The organism is Pantoea rwandensis, from assembly GCF_000759475.1.
Classification (GTDB): Bacteria; Pseudomonadota; Gammaproteobacteria; order Enterobacterales; family Enterobacteriaceae; genus Pantoea; species Pantoea rwandensis_B.
In genome coordinates this window covers 3,137,476-3,161,405 of record NZ_CP009454.1, presented here as the reverse complement: position 1 = coordinate 3,161,405, position 23,930 = coordinate 3,137,476, and the positions used below count along the sequence as shown (strand labels likewise).

24 protein-coding genes are annotated in these 23,930 nt (G+C 54.3%); 21 read left to right on the top strand and 3 right to left on the bottom strand.

The window, feature by feature from the left end:
* Position 1 precedes the first annotated feature (1 nt).
* The 7 genes from LH22_RS14420 (at position 2) to flgL (ending at position 7,137) form a co-directional block, all read left to right on the top strand.
* On the top strand, positions 2 to 760 hold the full coding sequence (locus LH22_RS14420) for a flagellar basal body rod protein FlgF (RefSeq protein WP_034830676.1): 759 nt from the start codon (positions 2 to 4) through the stop codon (positions 758 to 760).
* Positions 761 to 777: 17 nt separating this feature from the next.
* On the top strand, positions 778 to 1,560 hold the full coding sequence (gene flgG, locus LH22_RS14415) for a flagellar basal-body rod protein FlgG (RefSeq protein WP_034830678.1): 783 nt from the start codon (positions 778 to 780) through the stop codon (positions 1,558 to 1,560).
* Positions 1,561 to 1,621: 61 nt separating this feature from the next.
* The gene (locus LH22_RS14410) at positions 1,622 to 2,332 is read left to right on the top strand and encodes a flagellar basal body L-ring protein FlgH (RefSeq protein ID WP_034830679.1); all 711 of its coding nucleotides are present in this window, start codon (positions 1,622 to 1,624) and stop codon (positions 2,330 to 2,332) included.
* Positions 2,333 to 2,343: 11 nt separating this feature from the next.
* Positions 2,344 to 3,450, top strand: coding sequence for a flagellar basal body P-ring protein FlgI (locus tag LH22_RS14405; protein ID WP_052059427.1), 1,107 nt, complete (start codon positions 2,344 to 2,346; stop codon positions 3,448 to 3,450).
* Complete coding sequence (flgJ, locus tag LH22_RS14400; protein ID WP_034830681.1) at positions 3,450 to 4,391, top strand: flagellar assembly peptidoglycan hydrolase FlgJ; 942 nt, start codon at positions 3,450 to 3,452, stop codon at positions 4,389 to 4,391. Before LH22_RS14405 ends, flgJ begins: the two co-directional genes overlap by 1 nt.
* A 118-nt stretch (positions 4,392 to 4,509) precedes the next feature.
* Positions 4,510 to 6,153 (top strand): flagellar hook-associated protein FlgK, encoded by a 1,644-nt coding sequence (flgK, locus tag LH22_RS14395; protein ID WP_038647608.1) that lies wholly within the window; start codon positions 4,510 to 4,512, stop codon positions 6,151 to 6,153.
* An 18-nt stretch (positions 6,154 to 6,171) separates the two neighbouring features.
* Positions 6,172 to 7,137, top strand: a complete 966-nt coding sequence (gene flgL, locus LH22_RS14390; protein ID WP_034830684.1) for a flagellar hook-associated protein FlgL — start codon at positions 6,172 to 6,174, stop codon at positions 7,135 to 7,137.
* Between the two features lie 430 nt (positions 7,138 to 7,567).
* Here the strand turns inward: flgL and rne are convergent, their stop codons facing one another.
* Together rne and LH22_RS20630 are read right to left on the bottom strand one after the other, a co-directional pair.
* Positions 7,568 to 11,065: a ribonuclease E gene (gene rne / locus LH22_RS14385; RefSeq protein ID WP_071845622.1), complete on the bottom strand. Its 3,498-nt coding sequence runs from the start codon at positions 11,063 to 11,065 to the stop codon at positions 7,568 to 7,570.
* Positions 11,066 to 11,129: 64 nt separating this feature from the next.
* Entirely contained in the window at positions 11,130 to 11,336 is a 207-nt protein-coding gene (locus tag LH22_RS20630) for a hypothetical protein (protein WP_141399045.1), read from the bottom strand.
* A gap of 302 nt (positions 11,337 to 11,638) precedes the next feature.
* On the opposite strand from LH22_RS20630, the gene rluC reads away from it, so the two are divergent.
* On the top strand, positions 11,639 to 12,595 hold the full coding sequence (gene rluC / locus LH22_RS14380; RefSeq protein WP_038647606.1) for a 23S rRNA pseudouridine(955/2504/2580) synthase RluC: 957 nt from the start codon (positions 11,639 to 11,641) through the stop codon (positions 12,593 to 12,595).
* 11 nt (positions 12,596 to 12,606) lie between these two features.
* Here the strand turns inward: rluC and LH22_RS14375 are convergent, their stop codons facing one another.
* The gene (locus tag LH22_RS14375; RefSeq protein ID WP_167540450.1) at positions 12,607 to 13,188 is read right to left on the bottom strand and encodes a Maf family protein; all 582 of its coding nucleotides are present in this window, start codon (positions 13,186 to 13,188) and stop codon (positions 12,607 to 12,609) included.
* Between the two features lie 143 nt (positions 13,189 to 13,331).
* Between LH22_RS14375 and yceD the strand changes: the two genes are divergently transcribed.
* The 13 genes from yceD (at position 13,332) to LH22_RS14310 (ending at position 23,843) form a co-directional block, all read left to right on the top strand.
* Positions 13,332 to 13,853 carry a 23S rRNA accumulation protein YceD gene (gene yceD / locus LH22_RS14370; protein ID WP_034830691.1) on the top strand — a complete coding sequence of 174 codons (522 nt, stop codon included), beginning with the start codon at positions 13,332 to 13,334 and terminating at the stop codon, positions 13,851 to 13,853.
* 14 nt (positions 13,854 to 13,867) lie between these two features.
* Entirely contained in the window at positions 13,868 to 14,038 is a 171-nt protein-coding gene (gene rpmF / locus LH22_RS14365; protein ID WP_007885783.1) for a 50S ribosomal protein L32, read from the top strand.
* Positions 14,039 to 14,065: 27 nt separating this feature from the next.
* Positions 14,066 to 15,106, top strand: coding sequence for a phosphate acyltransferase PlsX (plsX, locus tag LH22_RS14360; RefSeq protein ID WP_038647602.1), 1,041 nt, complete (start codon positions 14,066 to 14,068; stop codon positions 15,104 to 15,106).
* Positions 15,107 to 16,060 carry a beta-ketoacyl-ACP synthase III gene (locus LH22_RS14355; RefSeq protein WP_038647600.1) on the top strand — a complete coding sequence of 318 codons (954 nt, stop codon included), beginning with the start codon at positions 15,107 to 15,109 and terminating at the stop codon, positions 16,058 to 16,060.
* A gap of 16 nt (positions 16,061 to 16,076) precedes the next feature.
* A complete protein-coding gene (fabD, locus tag LH22_RS14350; RefSeq protein ID WP_038647598.1) occupies positions 16,077 to 17,009 on the top strand; it encodes an ACP S-malonyltransferase in 933 nt (310 codons plus the stop codon).
* A gap of 10 nt (positions 17,010 to 17,019) precedes the next feature.
* Positions 17,020 to 17,754, top strand: coding sequence for a 3-oxoacyl-ACP reductase FabG (gene fabG / locus LH22_RS14345; protein WP_034830697.1), 735 nt, complete (start codon positions 17,020 to 17,022; stop codon positions 17,752 to 17,754).
* Between the two features lie 153 nt (positions 17,755 to 17,907).
* Positions 17,908 to 18,144 (top strand): acyl carrier protein, encoded by a 237-nt coding sequence (gene acpP / locus LH22_RS14340; RefSeq protein ID WP_007885774.1) that lies wholly within the window; start codon positions 17,908 to 17,910, stop codon positions 18,142 to 18,144.
* A gap of 86 nt (positions 18,145 to 18,230) precedes the next feature.
* The gene (fabF, locus tag LH22_RS14335) at positions 18,231 to 19,472 is read left to right on the top strand and encodes a beta-ketoacyl-ACP synthase II (protein ID WP_034830699.1); all 1,242 of its coding nucleotides are present in this window, start codon (positions 18,231 to 18,233) and stop codon (positions 19,470 to 19,472) included.
* 122 nt (positions 19,473 to 19,594) lie between these two features.
* The gene (gene pabC / locus LH22_RS14330; RefSeq protein WP_038647593.1) at positions 19,595 to 20,407 is read left to right on the top strand and encodes an aminodeoxychorismate lyase; all 813 of its coding nucleotides are present in this window, start codon (positions 19,595 to 19,597) and stop codon (positions 20,405 to 20,407) included.
* A complete protein-coding gene (gene mltG, locus LH22_RS14325; protein WP_038647591.1) occupies positions 20,404 to 21,423 on the top strand; it encodes an endolytic transglycosylase MltG in 1,020 nt (339 codons plus the stop codon). The genes pabC and mltG overlap by 4 nt, the downstream gene beginning before the upstream one ends.
* A complete protein-coding gene (gene tmk, locus LH22_RS14320; RefSeq protein ID WP_038647589.1) occupies positions 21,413 to 22,048 on the top strand; it encodes a dTMP kinase in 636 nt (211 codons plus the stop codon). Before mltG ends, tmk begins: the two co-directional genes overlap by 11 nt.
* On the top strand, positions 22,045 to 23,034 hold the full coding sequence (holB, locus tag LH22_RS14315; protein ID WP_038647586.1) for a DNA polymerase III subunit delta': 990 nt from the start codon (positions 22,045 to 22,047) through the stop codon (positions 23,032 to 23,034). The genes tmk and holB overlap by 4 nt, the downstream gene beginning before the upstream one ends.
* A 17-nt stretch (positions 23,035 to 23,051) precedes the next feature.
* On the top strand, positions 23,052 to 23,843 hold the full coding sequence (locus LH22_RS14310; RefSeq protein WP_038647584.1) for a metal-dependent hydrolase: 792 nt from the start codon (positions 23,052 to 23,054) through the stop codon (positions 23,841 to 23,843).
* Positions 23,844 to 23,930 lie beyond the last annotated feature (87 nt).

Genomic DNA, 23,930 nt, shown 5'->3' with positions numbered 1-23,930 from the left:
TATGGATCACGCAATATATACCGCGATGGGCGCCGCCAGTCAGACGATGGAACAACAATCGGTGACCGCCAGCAACCTCGCCAACGCCTCAACGCCGGGCTTCCGCGCCCAGCTCAACGCGTTGCGCGCGGTGCCGGTCAACGGCTGGTCGCTGCCGACGCGCACCTTAGTGGCTGCCTCAACGCCGGGTGCCGATATGACGCCAGGCGCGATGGACAACACCGGACGCCCGCTCGATGTGGCGGTACAGCAAGATGGCTGGCTGGCGGTGCGTACCGCTGACGGTTCTGAAGCCTATACCCGCAACGGCAACATGCAGATCAGCTCGACCGGTATTTTGACCATTCAGGGCAATCCCGTGATGGGCGATGGCGGTCCAATCGCCATTCCACAAGGCTCCGAGCTGACTATCGCGGCTGACGGTACCATCACCTCGCGTAATGCGGGTGATGCGCCAAACGCCACGGTACAGATTGGCAAGCTGAAGCTGGTTAAGGCCACGGGCAAAGAGTTACAGCGCGGTGACGACGGTATGTTCCGTCCAACCCAGGCGACGCAGGCGACACGCGGTGCGGCTCTAGCGCCTGATGCAACGGTCGCGGTCATGCCAGGTGTGCTGGAAGGCAGCAACGTTAAGCCAGTGGAAACCATGGTCGACATGATCGCCAACGCCCGACGTTTCGAGATGCAGATGAAAGTCATCACTAACGTCGATGAAAACGAACAAAAAGCCAATCAACTGCTCAACATGAGCAGCTAAGGCGTAAGGAAAACAACATGATTCGTTCTTTATGGATCGCTAAAACCGGCCTTGACGCCCAGCAAACCAATATGGACGTCATTTCGAACAACCTTGCGAACGTTTCAACCAACGGATTTAAACGTTCGCGTGCCGTGTTCGAAGATCTGATGTATCAGACGCTGCGTCAGCCGGGCACCCAGTCATCGGAACAGACCACATTGCCTTCAGGCTTGCAGATTGGTACCGGTGTGCGCCCAGTGACCACCGAGCGTCTGCATACCCAGGGCAACCTGTCGCAGACCAGCAACTCAAAAGACGTGGCGATCAACGGTCAGGGTTATTTCGAAGTGCAGATGCCAGACGGTACCTCTTCATATACGCGTGACGGTTCATTCCAGGTGGATCAGAACGGTCAGCTGGTGACCAACGCCGGCTATCCGGTTCAGCCTGGGATCACTATTCCGGCGAACGCCACCAGCATCACCATCTCGCGTGACGGTGTGGTGAGCGTGACGCAGCAGGGGCAGACCAACCCAGCGCAGGTGGGACAGTTGACGCTGAGCACCTTTATGAACGATGCAGGCCTCGATAGCCTGGGTGAAAACCTCTATCAGGAAACGCAGGCATCCGGTGCGGCGACGCAGAGTACGCCAGGCCAGAACGGCGCGGGTTTGCTGTATCAGGGTTATGTTGAAACCTCTAACGTCAACGTGGCGGAAGAGTTGGTCACCATGATTCAGACGCAGCGTGCTTATGAAATCAACAGCAAAGCGATCACCACCTCTGATCAGATGCTGCAGAAATTAACCCAGGTTTAATCTGGGGTCGTTGGGCCAGCCTGGCTGGCCCGATTAAGAACATGAATAAGGTCAGAACTCCGTGGCGAAGCAAGTGATTCTCAAGCCTGGGCATTGGTTAGTAGCCACGCTGCTACTGACATTAAACGGTTGTGCGTTAGTCCCGCGTACGCCTCTGGTGCAGGGTGCCACAACGGCAGAACCCACGCCTTCCGCACCGCCAGTGGTAAACGGTTCTATTTTCCAGGGCGTTGCGCCACTGAACTACGGCTATCAGCCGCTGTTCGAAGACCGCCGTCCACGTAACATTGGCGATACCCTGACGATTACGCTGCAAGAGAATGTCAGCGCCAGCAAAAGTTCTTCAGCTAATGCGAGCCGTGATGGCAGCAACAGCTTTGGCGTGAGCACTGTGCCAACCGGCCTGAGCGGTCTGGTCGGCGCCGCCGGTGAGAAAGCCGGTCTGGATGCCAATGGTAAAAATGACTTCGCTGGCAAAGGTGGCGCAACGGCCAATAACACCTTTACCGGCACCATCACCGTCACCGTGAATCAGGTGTTGTCGAATGGCAACCTGCGCGTGGTCGGTGAGAAACAGATCGAAATTAACCAGGGAACCGAATTTATTCGCTTCTCCGGTGTGGTTAACCCACGCACCATCAGCGCCAGCAACGCCGTGTTGTCAACGCAGGTGGCCGATGCACGTATTGAGTATGTCGGAAACGGGTATATCAATGAGGCGCAAACCATGGGCTGGTTCCAGCGTTTCTTCCTGAACGTGTCGCCGATGTAATCGAGGTAATGATGAAAATGAACACTCTGCTGCGTCTGAGCCTGAGCCTGCTGCTCGGTGTCAGTCTGATGGCCCAGGCTGACCGCATTCGCGATCTGACATCCGTGCAGGGCGTGCGCGAAAACCAGCTGATCGGTTACGGCCTGGTGGTGGGGCTTGATGGGACAGGTGACCAGACAACACAAACCCCGTTTACCACCCAGACGGTAAGCAACATGCTGTCGCAGCTCGGTATCACCGTGCCCACCGGCACCAATATGCAGCTGAAAAACGTGGCGGCGGTGATGGTCACGGCGAAGCTGCCGTCGTTTGCGCGGCAGGGGCAGAATATTGACGTAGTGGTCTCTTCGCTGGGTAACGCCAAAAGCCTGCGCGGTGGCACGCTGTTAATGACGCCGATGAAAGGGGTCGATAACCAGGTTTACGCGCTGGCGCAGGGTAACATTTTGGTGGGCGGTGCGGGTGCATCTGCGGGCGGCAGCAGTGTGCAGGTTAACCAGCTAAACGGTGGCCGCATTACTAATGGTGCAACGGTAGAGCGCGAGTTGCAAAGTAACTTTGGCAGCCAAAACACCATCAATCTCCAATTGAATACTGAAGATTTCACCATGGCGCAGCGTATTGCCGATGCGATTAATAGCCGTGGCGTGGGTTCAGCGCAACCGCTCGATGCGCGCACGGTGCAAATTCGTGTGTCGCCAAACAACAGCTCGCAGGTGCGTTTGCTGGCCGATATCCAAAATATTGACGTTTCCGTGCCGGTTGAAGATGCCAAAGTCATCATCAACTCGCGTACCGGTTCGGTGGTCATGAACCGCGAGGTAACGCTCAATACCTGTGCTGTGGCGCAAGGCAACTTGTCGGTGACAGTGAATCAGCAGCAGAACGTCAGCCAGCCGAACACGCCGTTCGCCGGTGGACAAACCGTGGCGACGACGCAGACGCAGATCGACTTGCGCCAGAGCGGCGGAGCCTTGCAGCGTGTTAACGCCAGCGCCAACCTTAATAACGTGGTCCGTGCCCTTAACGCCCTGGGCGCAACGCCGATTGAGCTGATGTCGATTCTGCAGTCGATGCAAAGTGCAGGCTGTCTGCGCGCCAAACTGGAAATCATCTGATGACCGATACGCAATCGCTGATGAGTGCGGCTTATGACAGCCGCTCACTGAACAACCTGAAACGCGAAGCCGCCGCCGACCCGAAAGGGAAGGCGCTGCAAGTGGCAAAACAGGTTGAGGGAATGTTCGTACAGATGATGTTGAAGAGCATGCGTGAAGCGTTGCCGCAGGATGGCATCTTCAGCAGCGACTCAACAAAGATGTACACCTCAATGTACGATCAGCAGATTGCGCAGGAAATCGGTAAACGCGGGCTGGGTATGGCGGATTTGATCGTCAAACAGATGCAGCCCGCGCAAGAGCCTGATGAAACCGCTGGCACGGTACCGATGAAGCTGGATAACAGCTTCATTTATAGCAATCTGCCTTCCAACCAACTGGAGCAGATGGTACGCAAAGCGGTGCCGCGTCTGCCGGTCTCGCCGTCCAGCTTCCCAGCGGATAGCAACGACTTTATTGCCCAGTTATCCCAACCCGCGCAGGCCGCGAGTCAGCAGAGTGGTATTCCTCATCACTTGATCCTTGCCCAGGCGGCGCTGGAATCGGGTTGGGGACAACGCCAGATTCTGACGCGCGACGGCAAGCCGAGCTACAACGTGTTTGGCATCAAGGCCGGTGGTGACTGGAAGGGCGCAACCACCGACATCATGACCACCGAATATGAAGGTGGCGTGGCGAAGAAAGTGCGTGCCACCTTCCGTGTGTATGGTTCCTATATGGAAGCACTCAGCGACTACGTCAAACTGCTGTCCAATAACCCACGCTATGCCGCCGTTGCCAACGCCGCAACGCCGGAGCAGGGCGCACGAGCCCTGCAGGCTGCGGGCTATGCCACCGATCCGAAATATGCGCAGAAATTGGTAGGAATGATCCAGCAATTCAAAAACATGGGCGAAAAAGTGGTGAAGGCGTATAGCCAGGATATTACCGATTTGTTCTGATTTTTTACCTCAAGTTTCACTTAAGCACGCCGATAACCATCATAAGCTGCGGGCGTTTTAGCCCGCCCAATCGCACTGATGACTGCCAGCCCGGTTAACGGGAAATAAAGGAACCGAGATGTCCAGCATAATTAACTCAGCGATGAGTGGGCTGAGCGCCGCACAGGCCGCATTAAGCACCACCAGTAACAACATCAGCAACTACACGGTAGCGGGTTACTCACGTCAGACGACCATTCTGTCGCAGGCCAATAGCACCCTGCAGGGCAACAGCTACTATGGCAATGGCGTGACGCTGAATGGCGTGCAGCGTGAATATGATGAGTTTGTTACTGCTCAGTTGCGCGGATCCAGTGCCAATTACAGCGCGGTGAACACCCAATACAGTCAGATTTCAAACATTGATGACCTGCTGTCGACATCGACCACCAGCCTTTCAACCTCGATTCAAAGCTTCTTTACCAATGTGCAAAACGTGGTAAGTAACGCAAACGATCCGTCTGCACGTCAATCAATGCTGAGCTATGCCCAGGGGTTGGTCAATCAGTTCCAAACCACGGCGCAGTACTTGAATAATATGCAAACCAGCGTGAATACGGACATTGCGTCCAACGTTGACCAGATTAACACTTACACCAGCCAGATTGCCGACCTCAACACCCAGATCGCAAAACTCACCACCGGCAACGGTGCTGCACCGAACGATCTGCTGGATCAACGCGATCAGTTGGTGAACAACCTCAATAACATCGTTGGGGTAAACGTCTCTCAGCAAGATGGTAGCTATATCGTCTCGATGGGGAGTGTCACTCTGGTTAACGGCAAAAACTCGACTAATTTGGTCGCGATGCCTTCCAGCGCCGATAATTCGCGTATCACTGTCGGTTATGTCGACAAGCAAGCGGGTAATGTCGAAATTCCTGAAAAAACCCTGACGACAGGCTCACTGGGTGGTTTGCTGGCGTTCCGCACGCAGGATTTAGATACCGCACAGAATCAGCTTGGCCAGTTAGCGGCTGCCTTCACCACCAGCTTTAACGCCGTGCAAACTGCAGGTTATGACAGTAACGGCGATCAGGGCACGAAATTCTTCAACATCGGCTCACCGAACGTAGTGAGTAATAGCAAGAATACGTCCACTGCAACGGTGACCGCAGAATGGTCTGATACCAGTGCACTTAAAGCCTCTAACTACTCCATGAGCTATGACAGCGCCAGCAGTACCTGGTCTGTGACTCGCTTGTCTGACAACGTGAAATTTAGCGTTACGCCTGATGCGACAGACGGCACCCTGAGCTTTGATGGTCTGAAACTAACCGTTAGCGGCACGCCTGATAATAAAGATAGTTTCCTGGTAAAACCGGTCCAGAACGTGATTAGCAGTATGTCTGTGGCTATCACGGATGAATCGCAAATCGCGGCTGCATCCAGTGCGACCAGTGGTGAGAGTGATAACACCAACGCCCAAAAAATGCTGGATTTGCAGGATGCGAAGTTAGTTAACGGCAACGCAACGATTGCGCAAGCGTATGCCAGCATCGTCAGCACGGTGGGTAACAAAACCAGCACACTGGAAACGGCCAGTACCACGCAGAAAAACGTGGTCGACCAGCTTACCGACCGTCAGCAGTCGGTCTCAGGGGTGAACCTTGATGAAGAGTACGCCAACCTGACCAAATATCAGCAGTTTTATATGGCGAATGCGCAGGTATTGCAAACCGCCAGCACGATTTTCAATGCGCTGATGGACATCCGCGGCTAAGCATAGAGGATAAAAACCATGCGTCTTAGTACCAATATGATTTTTGACCAGCAGGTGCGCGGGATTACTGACTCGCAATCTTCCTGGTTAAAAGTGGGCGAACAGCTTTCCAGTGGTCGTCGTGTTAACAACCCATCGGATGATCCGATTGCGGCCTCTCGTGCCGTGGTGCTGTCGCAGTCTCAGGCGAAAAGTACCCAATATGCGACAGCGCGTAGTTTCGCGGATCAAAGCTTGTCGATGGAAGAGAATGCGCTTAAAGGCGCGACCAGTAGCATTCAGGATGCACAAACCCTGATTGTTTATGGCTCTACCGGCACACTTAGCGATGATGACCGTGCCTCTATCGCCACCCAGCTGGAAGGTATTCGCGCCCAATTGCTCAATCAGGCCAACAGCCAGGATGGTAATGGTCGCTATATCTTTGCCGGATACAAAACCGATACGGCGCCATTCACCGATACTGCCGGCACTGGCGTGAGCTATGTGGGCGGCGATCAGGCTATCACGCAGAAAGTCGATGATGGCCGCACAATGGATGTGAGCAGCACGGGATCTTCTGTGTTCATGTCGATTACCAGCAATGCGAAAGCTGAGCCAGATGGAACGGCGAGCGAGACCAATGTCTTTAATATGCTCGACAGTGCCATTGCGGCCCTTAAAGTGCCACAAGACAATGCGGATGATGCGACCAAACAAACGTTCCAGGATGCGATGGATAAAACCAACCGTGGCCTCAGTAATTCACTGAACAACGTTTTGACCGTGCGTTCTGCAGTCGGTACACAGTTGTCAGAGCTCGACACGCTGAATGCGCAGGGTGACGATCGCGATACTATTATGACCTCGCAAATGAGTGATTTGGTGGATGTCGATTACACCTCCGCCATTTCCAGTTACACCATGCAACAGACAGCACTGCAAGCGTCTTACAAGACCTTCACTGATATGTCGAAGATGTCACTGTTCCAGCTGAATTCATAAGATCTGACTTGAAAATTTGAGCGTGCTTAAACCGGGCGCGCTTAGTTTCTCCCACCGCCTTTTGGGGCCGTGGGATTTTTTTTGCCTGTCATTTCGTCGCACAGTTCATTGCACCTGCCTCCTGCGGAACAGTGGTCTGGTTGCATACTCTGCCAGATCACCACCTCTTCGCACCTGCCTCATGCGAAGCAGCGCTCTGTTTGTGTCATCTGCCAGTTCACTACCTCTTCACACCTGTCTCATGCGGTGCAGCGGTCTGTTTGTGTACTCTGCCAGATCACTACCTCTTCGCACCTGCCTCATGCGGAGCAGCGGTCTGTTTGTGTACTCTGCCAGATCACCACCTAATGCTGCGAAAGAGCAGGATCAACAGGCAATAAAAAACCCCGAACCAGTCGGGGTTTTGTTAATGCTGATTAGCGACTAAGACTTAAACGCTTTCCGGACGTGTTGCCGGTGCCGTCGCCTGATGCGTGGCGCTATGGCCGCCCGCAGAACCACGGCCTTCGAAGTCAAACGGTGGGCGAACCCAATCGCTGTGACGAACGACTTCTGGCTCCCATGCCGGAGCAGGTGCTTTGGTCATCGGCGCCGTGGCGTGATGCTTCCAGCGGGTTTCAGCGTTGCTCACTGCGGTATCACGTGCAGCAACAGGCGCATGCGGTTCAGTCACCGGTGCAGCAGGCGCTTCAGCAGCGACTGGTGCAGCCAGTACTTCTTCCACTTGCGCGGCAACAGCAGGCTCAACTTCAGAAGGCGCTTGCTCAGCCGCTGCAACAGCAGGCTCAACTTCAGCAGGCGCTTGCGCTGCTGCTACTACTGCTTCGCTTGCCTGTGGTGCGGCAGTCTCCGCAGCAGGAACCGCTTCAGCCGGTGTCACTTCAGTAGCAGAAACCGTTTCAGTCGATGCAGACGCCACTTCAGCAGCCGGTGCCACTTCAGACGATGCAGCAACAACATCCGCAGCCGGTGCGACGTCAGCCTGAACATCTTCGACTTGATTAGTGAGGGCAGTTTCAGCCGGTGCCGTTGTCACTTCATCGGCCGGTACGGCTTCAGCAGCGGTTTGTTGTGCAATCTGCTCAACAGCGGCAGAAATCACGGCAGGCTCTTCGTTGACAGGCGCAGCGACTGGGGTCAGGTCATCGGTGTTCACCACAGGCACTTCTGTATGTGCCTGTGGCTCAGACTGATGAACAGCCTCTTGCGCTGCTGGCTGTGCAACCTGTTCTGCTGCTGCCGCAACCGGCAGTGCGTCCGCTTCACCGGTATGTTGATAGCTGTAATCTGGCATTTCGTTCAGCGCTTCCTGAGAGGAGAACTGATCGTGGGCCTGGGCAACCGGGTAGGTAATCCAGACTTTACCGGATGCCATCTCTGGAGAAGACGCAGCCGATTCCAGCGGCATGGCAGATTGCGTTGGGTAACGCTCATCACGATAGCGACGACGACGTTGGCCGCTCACGCGCAGATGACGTGGTGAACGACGCGAGCGACGCGGCATGTTGGCGCTATCACGGTTCTCGTTATCATCCTGTTCATCCTGAGCGACTTCAGGTTGCTCATTGAATGTAGCGCGCTGTGCATTTTCTACAACCGCTTCAGTGACTGCGGGTGCCGGGATGGCTGCCGCCACTTCGCCGGTATCACCCACGCGCACGCGCTGGGTCAGTTGACGCTGTTTACGACGTGGCATGACCTGCACACGTTCTTCTTCCTGCGCAACGTTTTCATCAGCGATATCGGTCTGAGCAACGGTTTCAGCGACTTTCTGATCTTGCTGCTGATTACGTTTCTCATCCTGACGACGACGCTGGCGTTCAGCACGCTGCTCACGACGCTGTTGCTGCTGCTCATCACGCTGCTGCAGCTGCTCATCGGTCAACGCTGGACGTTCGCCACGAGGCTCGTTCTGACGCTTATTACGGCGATTGTCCTGATTGTCACGCGGCTCACGGGCTTCACGTGGTTCACGCGATTCGCGTGGCTCACGAGCTTCGCGCGGTTCACGGCCTTCGCGACCCTGAGCATTTTCACCGTTGCGCGGAGTGCGATCGCGACGATTATTGCTACGACGGTTGTTACGGCGGTCACCACGCTGCTGATTGTTCTCACTTTCAGCGGCTTTCTCTTCCGGTTTAGCTTCAACAGGTGCAGCAGCAGGTGCATCGCCAGCAAACAGTTTTTTCAAACCGCCCAACAGGCGAGCGACAAAGCCAGTGCTGGCAACGGCAGGCGCCGCAGCGGCAGCTGCCGGTTTTGCATCCGCTTTAACCGCAGAGTGGCTCTCTTTCTCCACTTCAACCGGCGCAGGCGGCGCATCAGGCATCACAAAGGCGGCCAGGGCTGGCTGCTCAGGGCGACGACGTTCGGCATGCTCTTCTTCCGAAGGCAGTGCCATCTCAGCTTCATGCAATTTCGGCAGGTGGTAAGAAAGTGTCTGCGTCTCTTCGCCTTTGCGCACGCGCAGCACAGAGTAATGTGGCGTTTCCATCTGATCGTTTGGCACGATGATGGCACGCACACCACCCTGGCGTTTCTCGATCGCACTGACTGCATCACGTTTTTCGTTCAGCAGATACGAGGCGACGGGCACAGGTACAATCGCATGCACTTCTTTGGTGTTGTCTTTCAGCGCTTCTTCTTCAATCAGACGCAAGATAGACAGCGAGAGCGATTCGTTATCACGGATGGTGCCGGTGCCGCTACAACGTGGGCAGACGTGATGGCTGGATTCACCCAATGATGGGCTAAGACGCTGACGCGACATTTCCAGCAGACCGAAACGTGAAATGTGACTGATTTGAATGCGCGCACGATCCTGACGAACCGCTTCACGCAGACGGTTTTCAACCGCGCGCTGGTGTCGAACCGGTGTCATATCGATGAAGTCGATGACGATCAGGCCGCCGAGGTCGCGCAGGCGCAACTGACGAGCGATTTCATCAGCCGCTTCGAGGTTAGTATTGAAGGCCGTCTCTTCGATGTCGCCACCGCGTGTTGCACGGGCGGAGTTGATATCGATGGCGGTCAGTGCTTCGGTGCTGTCGATAACAATCGAGCCACCGGAAGGCAAGCGCACTTCACGCTGGAATGCAGATTCAATCTGCGACTCAATTTGGTAGTGGCTGAACAGCGGGATTTCACCGGTGTACAGTTTAATTTTGCTGCTGAAGTCCGGGCGACCGAGCGCAGCAATATGCTGACGCGCCAGCTCCAGCACTTTCGGGTTATCAATGAGAATCTCACCAATATCCTGACGCAGATAGTCGCGGAAGGCACGCACGATGACGTTGCTTTCCTGGTGGATCAGGAACGGGGCAGGGCGGCTATCAGCGGCTTTTTTGATCGCTTCCCAGTGCTTCAGTCGGAAACTCAGGTCCCACTGCAGCGATTCGGCAGATTTGCCAACGCCTGCGGTACGCACGATCAAGCCCATGCCGTCTGGCAGTTCCAGTGCGGACAGCGCTTCTTTCAGTTCGGTGCGATCGTCACCTTCGATACGGCGGGAAATCCCCCCGGCACGCGGGTTATTCGGCATCAGGACTAAATAGCTACCGGCCAGAGAAATGAAGGTGGTTAAGGCCGCACCTTTATTTCCACGCTCCTCTTTATCGATTTGCACGATAACTTCCTGACCTTCTCGCAACACCTCTTTGATGTTTGGACGGCCGTGTGCGTTGTAATTAGCAGGGAAGTATTCGCGGGAAATTTCTTTCAGAGGGAGGAAACCGTGGCGTTCAGCACCGTAATCGACAAATGCCGCTTCAAGGCTGGGTTCAACACGGGTGATTTTACCTTTGTAGATATTGGCTTTTTTCTGCTCGTGTCCGGGGCTTTCGATATCCAGATCGTACAGACGTTGGCCGTCAACAAGGGCAACGCGCAACTCTTCCTGCTGAGATGCGTTAATTAACATTCTTTTCATCGTGACTTACTCGTTATTCTCACATGAGTGATGTAGCTGCGGGCATCGTTACCCTGGACGAGAATCAACCGATGGCCCCGTGTCTTAATGCACTGACGTCAACCTCACGGCTGTCGTCGGCTAAAGGGGCGCAAATCTTGTCGGTGGCCTGTTTTTCATAAGGAAAAACAGCGCCTGAAGGTGGAATAGCTATAGAAAATTCAGAAATCCACACATCCCAGTCTGTCGTCCAGGCTGCAACCCGCAGCCCGCTAAGTGCCTGATTTAACATTACGTCTTACGCCATTGCTGCGTGTCCGTTCAATCCGGCAAAATGACTTATTTCGCTCTTTTTTCCTGCCTGAATTTTTCCAGGGCAGAAACCCCTGCATTATTCCATTGCTCACTCACATATAGCAAGGCGACTTTTGCCGAGCTGTGAAGTTTGTGCATCCTTAACCTATTCATTTGCAGGGCTTAACACCGCATCGGTTAAAAAGTCATCATTATGACCTTTTTCCGGCGCGACAAAGAGAGAGTTAAGCACAGAAAAAGGGGTGGCGCTATCCAGGGACACTATTTAGAATCGCCGCCATGAAAACAGAGAATCCCGGCGTACTTTATGTCGCCATTACGGCTGAAAATGCCGAACAACGTATCGATAACTTTTTGCGCACTCAGCTCAAGGGCGTGCCGAAAAGTATGATTTATCGCATCTTGCGTAAAGGCGAGGTGCGCGTAAATAAAGGGCGCGTGAAACCCGAATACAAACTGCAGGCGGGGGATGAAGTCCGTATTCCGCCGGTGCGCGTGGCCGAGCGTGAAGAGCAAGCAGTATCACCGAAACTCGATAAAGTTGCCGCGCTGGCGAACGCCATTCTGTATGAAGACGATTATCTGCTGGTGCTGAACAAGCCATCGGGTACTGCTGTACATGGTGGTAGCGGTCTTAGCTTTGGTGTGATTGAAGGCCTGCGCGCGCTGCGTCCTGAAGCCCGTTTCCTCGAACTGGTTCATCGTCTTGACCGTGATACTTCCGGTATTTTGCTGGTGGCAAAAAAACGTTCTGCGCTGCGTTCGCTGCACGAGCAGTTACGTGAAAAAGGCATGCAGAAAGATTATCTGGCGCTGGTGCGCGGTGACTGGCCTTCACATTTGAAAGTGGTGCAGGCACCGTTGCTGAAAAATATTTTGCAAAGCGGTGAGCGCGTGGTGCGCGTCAGTGCGGAAGGCAAGCCATCCGAAACCCGTTTCAAAGTGGAAGAGCGTTTTGGATTCGCCACCCTGGTGAAAGCCAGTCCGGTGACCGGGCGCACGCACCAGATCCGTGTGCACACGCTGCATGGTGGCCATCCTATCGCCTTTGACGATCGCTATGGCGATCGGGACTTTGATCGCCAACTCGCATCAACGGGCCTGGCGCGGTTGTTCCTGCATGCTGCAGCGCTGACCTTTACCCATCCGAATACCGGGGAAGTCCTGCGAACGGAAGCGCCGCTGGATAATGCACTGAAACACTGCCTGGCGCAGCTACGTCAGAAAAAAGCCTGATTTTCCGGGCATCAACCCAGCGCGTTGATGCCCACTTTAATCAGCATCTTATTTAACGCTATCAGCGGTAATCCAATCAGCGTATTGGGATCGCGCCCCTCCAGCCGCTCAAACAAGCAAATTCCCATTCCTTCGCTTTTAAAGCTGCCCGCACAATTCAACGGCTGCTCTTTTTCCACATAGTGACGAATTTCTTCCTGGCTTAGATGACGAAAATGTACGTTGAACGGTTCACAAACCACCTGTTGTTGTGCCGTTTGAGGCTGAATCAGGGCGAGCCCGGTATAAAACGTAATCACTTTGCCGCTGGCCGCAGCCAGTTGTCGGCAGGCATTCTCTACCGTATGCGGTTTTCCGGTGATGTTGCCATCAAGCACGCAGACCTGATCGGAACCAATAATCCAGCTTTGTGGATGCTGAGCGGCTAGCGCCTGGGCTTTAGCCAGTGCTAAGCGTTGCACTAACTGCGGTGCGGTTTCGTTCGGTTGCGGCGTCTCGTCGCAATCGGGCGCAACGGCAATAAAAGGCAGGCCAAGCTTGCTCAGCAAGGCCTGACGGAATGGGGAAGTGGAGGCCAGAATTAATGGTGTCATGATTTTTTTTCAGAATAGATAGCGTAAAGATGACAGGCATTTTAAACTATGCGCCGCACTGGATGCGACTAACGGGTGAAAGATGCTGTAAACCGGCCTTTTTCTTTGACTCTATGACGTTACAAAGTTAATATGCGCGCCCTATGCAAAAGGTAAAATTACCCCTGACGATCGATCTGGCCCGCGCCGCGCAAAAGCGCCTTGATTACCAAGGTGTGTATGCACCTGAATTGGTGGCGCGCCTGGCCGAAACGGTCGTGAGTGTGGACAGTGATGTGGAATGCACCATGTCGTTTGCGATTGACAACCAGCGCTTAGCGGTTCTGCAAGGAACAGCTGATGTGCAGGTGACATTGTCGTGTCAACGCTGCAACCAGTCATTCCCGCATGCTGTTCACGTAAGCTATTGCTTCAGTCCTGTCTCTTCTGATGAGCAGGCCGAGGCACTGCCGGAAGCTTACGAGCCAGTTGATATCAATGATTTCGGCGAAATCGACTTGCTGGCAGTTATCGAAGATGAACTCATCCTCGCGCTGCCTGTAGTTCCGGTGCATGATTCTGAACACTGTGAAGTGTCCGACGCGGACATGGTATTTGGCAAGTTGCCTGAAGAGGCAGAAAAACCAAATCCCTTTGCCGTATTAGCCAGTTTAAAGCGTAAGTAATAGGAGTAAGGTCCATGGCCGTACAACAGAATAAACCAACCCGTTCTAAGCGTGGTATGCGTCGTTCGCACGATGCGCTGACCACCGCAGCTCTGTCAGTAGATAAAGTTTCTGGTGAAACTCATCTGCGTCACCATATCACTGCGGATGGTTACTACCGCGGTCGCAAGGTTATCACCAAGTAATTCTTTGCGGTTACGCAAGGCGATACCTTGACACGTTTGACCCTGGCAGTTGATGCCATGGGCGGGGATTTCGGTCCCTGCGTGACAGTGCCTGCATCCTTGCAGGCACTGGCCTCTCATACGAATCTGGTTCTTCTTCTGGTCGGTGATCCCGACATCATCTCGTCATTTCTTGCCAAAGCGGATTCCTCGTTACTGGGGCGTGTGCAGGTTATCCCTGCCGAATCGGTTATTGCAAGTGATGCCAAGCCTTCACAAGCCATTCGGAACAGCCGCGGCAGCTCGATGCGTGTGGCACTCGAACTGGTGAAAGAGGGTAACGCGCAAGCCTGTATCAGTGCAGGCAACACCGGCGCGTTAATGGGGCTGGCAAAAATGTTGTTGAAGCCGCTGGATGGCATTGAGCGTCCGGCGTTGATGACCGTTCTGCCGCATCAGCATCAGGGCAAAACGGTGGTGCTGGATCTCGGCGCAAATGTGGAATCGGACAGCGATATGCTGGTGCAGTTTGCCATCATGGGCGCTGTCATGGCTGAGGAAGTGCTGGAAATCGACAGACCGCGTGTCGCGCTGCTCAACATTGGGCAGGAAGAGACCAAGGGGCTGGAAACGATTCGCACAGCATCTGCGGTTCTGCGGGAGACGCCGCAAATCAACTATATTGGTTATCTTGAGGGGAATGATCTCCTCACCGGCAAGACGGATGTGCTGGTCTGTGATGGCTTCGTGGGAAACGTCACGCTTAAAACCATGGAAGGCGTGGTAAGAATGTTTCTTTCTCTGCTCAAGTCGTCAGAGGATGGGAAAAAACGGGCGTGGTGGTTGAAATGGGTAGGGCGCTGGCTGCAAAAGCGTCTGGCTAAACGTTTCGGCCATCTCAACCCCGACCAGTACAATGGCGCTTGTCTGTTAGGATTGCGCGTAACAGTGATCAAAAGCCACGGTGCGGCGAATCAACGTGCGTTTGCCGTGGCGATAGAGCAGGCAGAGCAGGCGGTGCGCAGGCAAGTCCCAGAGAGGATTGCGGCGCGCCTTGACGCTGTATTAGCCAGGAGTGACAAAGCGTAGATGTTTACCAAAATTATCGGTACGGGCAGCTATTTGCCTGAGCAGGTTCGCTCCAATGCGGATCTGGAAAAAATGGTGGAGACTTCGGACGAGTGGATTGTCACGCGTACCGGTATCCGTGAGCGCCGCATTGCTGCGCCAGAAGAAACTGTTGCCACTATGGGCTTTGCGGCTGCACAGCGCGCGCTAGAGATGGCGGGCGTTGCGGCCAGCGATGTCGGCCTGATTATTGTGGCGACCACCTCTTCCAGCCATGCCTTCCCAAGTTCAGCGTGCATGATCCATCAGATGCTGGAAATTAATGACTGCGCTTCTTTCGATCTGGCTGCTGCCTGTGCAGGTTTCACTTATGCACTTAGTGTTGCCGATCAATACATCAAAAACGGTGTGGTCAAACACGCGCTGGTGATCGGTGCGGACGTCTTAGCCCGCACCCTCGATCCAAACGATCGTGGCACCATCATCCTGTTTGGTGACGGCGCTGGCGCTGTGGTGCTGGGTCAAAGTGAAGAGCCGGGTATCCTGTCAACGCATCTGCATGCTGATGGTCGTTATGGCAAGCTGTTGACGCTGCCGTATCAGGATCGTGAACATCAGGATGAGCCAGCCTATCTCACTATGGCCGGTAATGAAGTCTTTAAAGTCGCTGTGACCGAGCTTGCCCATATCGTGGACGAGACGCTGCAAGCCAACAACCTTGATCGCGAAATGCTCGATTGGCTGGTGCCACATCAGGCCAACCTGCGCATTATCAGCGCAACAGCCAGAAAGCTCGGCATGGGCATGGAAAAAGTGGTGGTGACGCTGGATCGTCATGGCAACACTTCAGCGGCTTCGGTGCCAAGTGCACTGGATGAAGCGGTGCGAGATGGCCGTATCAAGCCTGGCCAACTGATTTTGCTGGAAGCCTTTGGTGGTGGTTTCACCTGGGGTTCTGCGCTGGTTCGCTTTTGATTGACAGGAACGACAGATGACACAATTTGCTTTTGTTTTCCCAGGACAGGGCTCACAGAACGTCGGCATGTTGGCCGATCTGGCTGTGGAAAACCCGCAGGTTGAAGCCACTTTCCGTGAAGCTTCTGACGCACTGGGATATGACTTATGGCAGTTGGTACAACAAGGTCCAGCTGAAGAACTGAATAAGACCTGGCAGACGCAACCTGCGTTGCTGGCGGCTTCCGTCGCGATTTATCGCGTCTGGCAGAGCAAAAATGGCCCGCAGCCTACGCTGATGGCCGGCCATAGCCTGGGTGAATACTCTGCGCTGGTGTGTGCTGGCGTACTGAACTTTGCGGACGCGATCAAGTTAGTCGAATTACGCGGCAAACTGATGCAGGAAGCGGTTCCTGAAGGAACCGGCGCCATGCAGGCAATCATCGGACTCGATGATGAGTCTGTCCGTACAGCGTGCGAAGAAAGCGCGCAAGGTCAGGTGGTTTCACCGGTGAACTTCAACTCGCCAGGCCAGGTGGTCATCGCGGGTAACAAAGAAGCGGTTGAGCGTGCAGGTGCTGCCTGTAAAGCGGCCGGTGCCAAGCGTGCGTTGCCATTACCGGTGAGCGTTCCTTCGCATTGCGCGTTGATGAAGCCTGCAGCAGATAAACTGGCTGTGGCACTGGAAAGCATCACTTTCAATGCACCGACTGTGCCTGTCGTTAATAACGTAGACGTCAAGTGTGAAACCGATGCCGCGGCGATTCGCAGTGCACTGGTTCGCCAGTTGTATAGCCCGGTGCGCTGGACCGAAGCTGTTGAATTTATTGCCACCCAAGGCGTTGGTCAGTTGCTGGAGATCGGTCCAGGTAAAGTCCTGACCGGTCTGACCAAACGTATTGTGGATAGCCTGACCGCTGCAGCCGTGAACGATTCTGCTTCACTGTCTGCTGCGCTTACACAGGAATAAGAGGAAAAACATGAGCTTTGAAGGTAAAGTAGCGCTGGTGACTGGCGCAAGCCGCGGCATTGGCCGTGCAATCGCGGAAACGCTGGTTGCGCGCGGTGCGAAAGTGGTGGGAACCGCCACCAGCGAAAGCGGTGCGGAAGCAATCAGTGCTTACCTCGGCGATAACGGCAAAGGTCTGCTGTTGAACGTGACCGATGCGGCCTCTATTGAGAGCGTGCTCGAGAAAGTTCGCGCTGAATTTGGCGAAGTGGACATTTTAGTCAATAATGCAGGCATTACGCGTGACAATCTGTTGATGCGCATGAAGGACGATGAGTGGGCGGATATCCTTGATACCAACCTGACATCTGTCTTCCGTCTTTCTAAGGCGGTTATGCGTGCCATGATGAAAAAACGCGTGGGCCGTATCATTACCATCGGTTCTGTAGTTGGAACCATGGGTAACGCGGGTCAAACAAACTATGCGGCAGCAAAAGCTGGTTTGATTGGCTTTAGCAAATCACTGGCGCGAGAAGTCGCGTCACGTGGCATTACCGTAAACGTCGTGGCTCCGGGCTTTATTGAGACGGACATGACGCGTGCACTGAACGAAGATCAGCGCTCGGGCATTTTGGCAGAAGTGCCGGCAGGTCGTTTAGGCGACCCGCAGGAGATTGCCAATGCTGTTGCATTCTTAGCCTCTGACGAAGCCTCTTACATCACGGGTGAGACGCTCCACGTCAATGGCGGCATGTACATGGTCTGATAATCACGAAAACATTTGCATTATCTGCGGTAAACACCGCAGAATAGCGCAAAATCGTGGTTCGACCAGCCGGGATTTTGTTGCATCTTTTTCAACATTTTATACACTACGAAAACCATCGCGAAAGCGAGTTTTGATAGGAAATTAAATAGTATGAGCGATATCGAACAACGCGTTAAGAAAATCGTAGCTGAGCAGCTGGGTGTTAAAGAAGACGAAGTGATTAACACTGCTTCTTTCGTTGAAGACCTGGGTGCAGATTCTCTTGACACCGTTGAGCTGGTAATGGCTCTGGAAGAAGAGTTTGATACTGAAATTCCAGACGAAGAAGCTGAGAAAATCACTACCGTTCAGGCAGCGATCGATTACATCAATAGCCACCAAGGCTAATGAATATCTTCAGGCGGTCACCTCGACCGCCTGAGTTTTATGTTTGCCCCACATAGCGTTATTTTTTCCCTCCCTGGAGGACGTACGTGTCTAAGCGTCGTGTAGTTGTGACTGGTCTTGGCATGTTGTCTCCTGTCGGCAATACCGTAGAGTCTACCTGGAGTGCTCTCCTTGCCGGTCAGAGCGGCATCAGCCTGATCGACCATTTTGATACTAGTGCCTACGCAACACGCTTTGCGGGCTTAGTAAGAGATTTTAATTGCGATGAATTCATCTCGCGCAAAGATCAGCGCAAGATGGATGACTTCATCCAATACGGCATTGTTGCTGGTATTCAGGCTATGGCGGACTCCGGTCTGGTCGTAACTGATGAGAATGCCGGTCGCATCGGCGCAGCTATCGGTTCCGGCATCGGCGGACTGGGTTTGATTGAAGACAACCACAGTTCACTGGTTAACGGCGGTCCGCGCAAAATCAGCCCGTTCTTTGTTCCTTCTACCATTGTTAACATGGTGGCAGGTCATCTGACCATCATGTACGGTCTGAAAGGTCCAAGCATTTCTATTGCAACCGCTTGTACTTCAGGTGTGCACAACATTGGTCATGCTGCGCGTATCATTGCGTACAACGACGCCGATGTCATGCTGGCCGGTGGTGCTGAAAAAGCCAGTACCCCGCTGGGTGTGGGTGGCTTTGGTGCTGCACGTGCGCTCTCAACCAATAACGATAATCCTCAGGCGGCAAGCCGTCCGTGGGATAAAGACCGTGATGGTTTCGTATTGGGTGATGGTGCAGGCATTGTGGTGCTGGAAGAGTACGAGCATGCGAAAAAGCGCGGTGCGAAAATTTATGCTGAAATCATCGGTTTCGGCATGAGCAGCGATGCTTACCACATGACGTCTCCGCCGGAGGATGGTTCAGGTGCTGCAGCAGCGATGGTGAATGCATTGCGTGATGCGCAGCTGAACGCTGAACAGATTGGCTACGTCAACGCGCATGGCACCTCAACGCCAGCGGGTGACAAAGCTGAAGCTCAGGCGGTCAAGTCTGTATTTGGTGCAGCGGCTCACAGCGTGATGGTGAGTTCTACCAAATCCATGACTGGGCACTTGCTGGGCGCAGCAGGCGCAGTAGAGGCGATTTATTCGATTCTGGCGCTGCGCGACCAGGCGGTACCGCCAACCATCAACCTGGATAACCCAGATGAAGGTTGTGACCTCGACTTCGTGCCGCATACAGCACGTCAGGTGAGCGGACTGGAGTACACGCTGTGTAACTCCTTCGGATTTGGCGGCACCAACGGCTCGCTGATCTTCCGCAAGGTATAAGCCTTACCCAGCCAAACAGAGGCCCGCAATGCGGGCCTTTTTTATATTTTGTCACGCAGTGACGTGGATTCTTACCGCTGTCAGTGGTATTCAGACTGGCAGGGTAGCCAAAGGTGAGCGGTATGTGGATAAACGGCGTAGAGCAGTTCGAACTTTCTGCGCGCGATCGCGCGGTGCAGTTTGGTGATGGCTGTTTTACCACTGCTGCGGTAGTGGCAGGCAAGATACAACTGCTGAACGCCCATTTGCAGCGATTGCAGGAAGGCTGTGAGCGTTTATTCATTCCCTTACCGGATATGGCGCAGCTGGCCGAGGAGATGCAGCATGCCGCCAATGGTCAAACCCAGTCGGTTTTAAAAGTGATTCTGACGCCAGGTGTCGGTGGACGGGGATATAGCCGAACCGGTTGCGCAACCCCGACGCGCATCCTCTCCCTTTCGCCGTGGCCGCAACACTACGCCACTTTGCAGCAGCAGGGTGCAGCGCTGATAACCAGCCCCGTGAGACTGGCGCGTAATCCACTGCTCGCCGGCCTCAAACATCTTAACCGACTGGAACAGGTGCTGATCCGTCAGCAGCTCGACCACACCGATGCTGATGAGGCGCTGGTGCTTGACACTGCAGGGACGGTGGTGGAATGCTGTGCGGCCAATTTATTCTGGCGCAAAGGCGATCAGGTTTTCACGCCGCGTCTTGAGCAAGCGGGTGTCGATGGCATTATGCGCCGTTATCTGATGGCGAAGATGGCGTCGGAAGGCCAGGCTTGTCAGTTGATTGAAGGAAGCAGGGACGATGTGCTGAACGCCGATGAAGTGGTGATCTGCAATGCCCTGATGCCGGTTTTACCTGTGCGGAAAATTGACGATGTTTCGTTCACCGCACGCACGCTGTACCAGCAGCTGTATAACAGTTGCCAGAAGATGGAAGCATCATGACCCGAATGAAAAAAATACTCGCCAGCGCTGTGGCGATTGCCGGCCTCGCGGCGGCATTGAGTTATTGGCAGATTGAACGGTTAGCCGATACCGCTTTGACTATTAATCAGGAAAAGATCTACACATTGCCCGCAGGTAGTGGTCGGGTCGTGCTGGAAGCGCAACTGGAAAGCCAGCACATCATTCCGGAAAGTATCTGGTTTGGGCCGCTATTGAAACTTGAGCCTGAGCTCGCGAAATTCAAAGCCGGAACCTACCGACTTGAAAGCAATATGACAGTAAGGCAGCTGCTGCAGTTGCTGGCCAGCGGTAAAGAAGCGCAATTTCCGGTGCGGTTTGTCGAGGGTTCACGCCTGAAGGAGTGGTTGGCCGAACTGCGTCAAGCGCCCTATATCAAACATACGCTAACTGACGATCAGTTTGCGACCGTCGCCGCTGCGCTGAAAATGGATGCAAATCAGCTTGAGGGCGCTTTCTACCCCGACACCTATTTGTATACGGCTAACACCAGTGATGTATCGCTGCTGGAGCGTGCGCACACGCGCATGAATAAACTGGTGGATGAGATCTGGCAGGGGCGGATGGACAATCTGCCCTATAAAAAAGAGCAAGATCTGGTCACCATGGCCTCGATTATCGAAAAAGAGACCGGCGTGACGGAAGAGCGCGCGCGCGTTGCCTCGGTCTTTATTAATCGCTTGCGCACCGGCATGAAGCTGCAAACCGATCCTACCGTGATTTACGGTATGGGTGATAACTATACCGGTACGATTACGCGTAAAGACCTCGAAACGCCGACCGATTACAATACCTACACGATTAGCGGATTGCCGCCAGGTCCTATCGCGATGCCAGGTCGAGCCTCGCTGGAAGCGGCGGCGCATCCAGAAAAAACCAACTATCTCTATTTTGTCGCGGATGGCAAAGGCGGACATACCTTTACCACCAATCTCGCCAGCCATAATAAAGCAGTACAGGTCTATCGGCTGGCCATGAAGGAAAAAAATGAAAAGTAAGTTTATCGTCATCGAAGGCCTTGAAGGTGCGGGCAAAACCACTGCGCGTGATGCTATCGTGGCGGTGCTGCATGAGCAGGGTATCGACGATGTGGTGTTCACCCGTGAGCCCGGCGGCACGCCGCTGGCAGAACAATTGCGCGTGCTGGTGAAGCAGGGAATTGATGGCGAACAGGTGACTGACAAAGCCGAATTGCTGATGCTGTATGCTGCCCGTGTTCAACTAGTCGAGAACGTGATTAAGCCTGCATTAGCGCGTGGCGCCTGGGTGGTTGGCGACCGTCACGATCTCTCATCCCAGGCTTACCAGGGCGGTGGCCGTGGCCTGGATACGCAGTTGATGACCACCCTGCGCGATGCGGTATTGGGCGACTTCCGTCCGGACTTGACCCTATACCTGGATGTGACACCGGAAATTGGCCTGCAACGCGCGCGTGCTCGAGGGGAACTCGATCGTATTGAGCAGGAATCACTGGGATTCTTTGAACGCACACGTGACCGTTATCTGGCGTTAGCTGCCTGCGATGACACCATTTTAACCATTGATGCCACACAAAATATTGAAGAGGTGACATCGTCACTTAAATCAGCGCTACAGAAATGGCTGGCAGGTCAGGCGGCATGAACTGGTATCCGTGGCTGAATCAGCCCTATCGGCAGATTATCAGCCGTCATCAAAGCGGTCAGGCACACCATGCCTTGCTGATACAGGCCATTAATGGCATGGGTGACGATGCGTTAGTGTGGGGTGTGAGCCGCTGGTTAATGTGCCAACATCCAGAAGGCTTGAAGAGCTGCGGCCATTGCCACGGCTGCCAGCTGATGAAGGCGCAGACGCATCCTGACTGGTATCGCCTGGAAGCAGAAAAAGGCAAATCCTCACTGGGTATTGATGCGGTCCGTGACGTCACCGAGAAGCTCTACCATTTTGCTCAGCAGGGCGGAGCAAAGATTGTCTGGTTGCCGGATGCGGCGCAGCTCACTGAGGCCGCAGCCAATGCGTTGTTGAAAACCCTGGAAGAGCCTCCTGCCAACTGCTGGTTTTTCCTCAGCGTCCGTGAGCCATCACGTTTGCTGGCAACATTGCGTAGCCGTTGCATGACATGGCATCTTTCCCCACCGGAAGAGCTGCCCAGTTTGCAATGGCTGCAGAAGCAGTTGCCGCAATCCGAGCCAGTACTGCGAGCCGCTCTGCGCTTGAGCAATGGCGCACCTGCTGCTGCGTTGACCCTGCTACAGCCTGAGCGCTGGCAGGCACGTGAGAAGCTGTGTGAAACCTTGCTCAGCGCGTTGAACAGCGATGTACTGCAACTGCTGCCTGCGCTGAACAGCGACGATGTGGCAGAGCGCCTCAGCTGGCTGATTTCATTAGTGGTGGATGCCATGAAAGTGCAGCAGGGTGCCAGCAACTGGTTGAGCAACGGCGACCATCCTGAGGTCGTATCGCAACTGGCTCAGCAGCTTAGCAGCAGCGCGCTCAACGCCAGCGCCCAGCAGTGGATGCAGTGTCGTGAGCAACTGTTGCATGTCGCCGCCCTGAACCGTGAACTGATTTTGACCGATCGCCTGTTAGCCTGGGGACGCTTAATGTCGCCCTCGGCGGTCGGCTAAGCGCAAAAGAGAGAAGTATGTTTATTGTTGATTCGCACTGCCATCTTGATGGCCTGGATTATGAGAAGCAGCACCGCGATCTGGACGATGTGATCGCCAAAGCCGCAGCGCGTGACGTGAAGTTTATGCTGGCGATTGCCACCACGCTGCCGGATTACTATAAGATCAAGCAACTGGTCGGCGACAGGGAAAACATCGCTCTGGCGTGCGGCGTGCACCCGTTGAATCAGGAAGCGCCGTACGATGTCGAAGAGTTTCGTCGACTGGCCGCTGAAGAGCAGGTGATTGCACTGGGCGAAACCGGGCTGGATTACTTCTATCAGCAGGAGACCAAAGCGCAGCAGCAAGCCTCGTTCCGTGAACACATCCGTACCGGCATCGCGCTGAATAAGCCGATCATCGTACACACTCGTGATGCACGTGAAGACACGCTGGCGATCCTGCGTGAAGAGCAGGTGGAAAAGTGTGGTGGCGTACTGCACTGCTTTACTGAAGATAAAGAGACTGCGGCGCAGTTGCTGGATATGGGCTTCTATATCTCCTTCTCCGGCATTTTGACCTTCCGCAATGCTGAACAGATTCGTGATGCCGCGCGCTACGTGCCGCTGGATCGCATGCTGGTAGAGACCGACTCGCCGTATCTGGCGCCGGTTCCGCATCGTGGCAAAGAAAACCAGCCAGCCTTTACGCGCGATGTCGCGGATTATATGGCTGTGCTGAAAGGTATTGATATCGAAACCCTGGCCGCGGCCACCACAGAAAACTTCTCGCGTCTGTTTCATGTCCCAATGAGCCGACTTGGCGGCTAATCCGCTTTATTTTAAACTCTGTAATAATTCCATAATCACTGACCTGTGCGGCATATAACGCGGCACGGGCAGTGATTTATTGCTGTT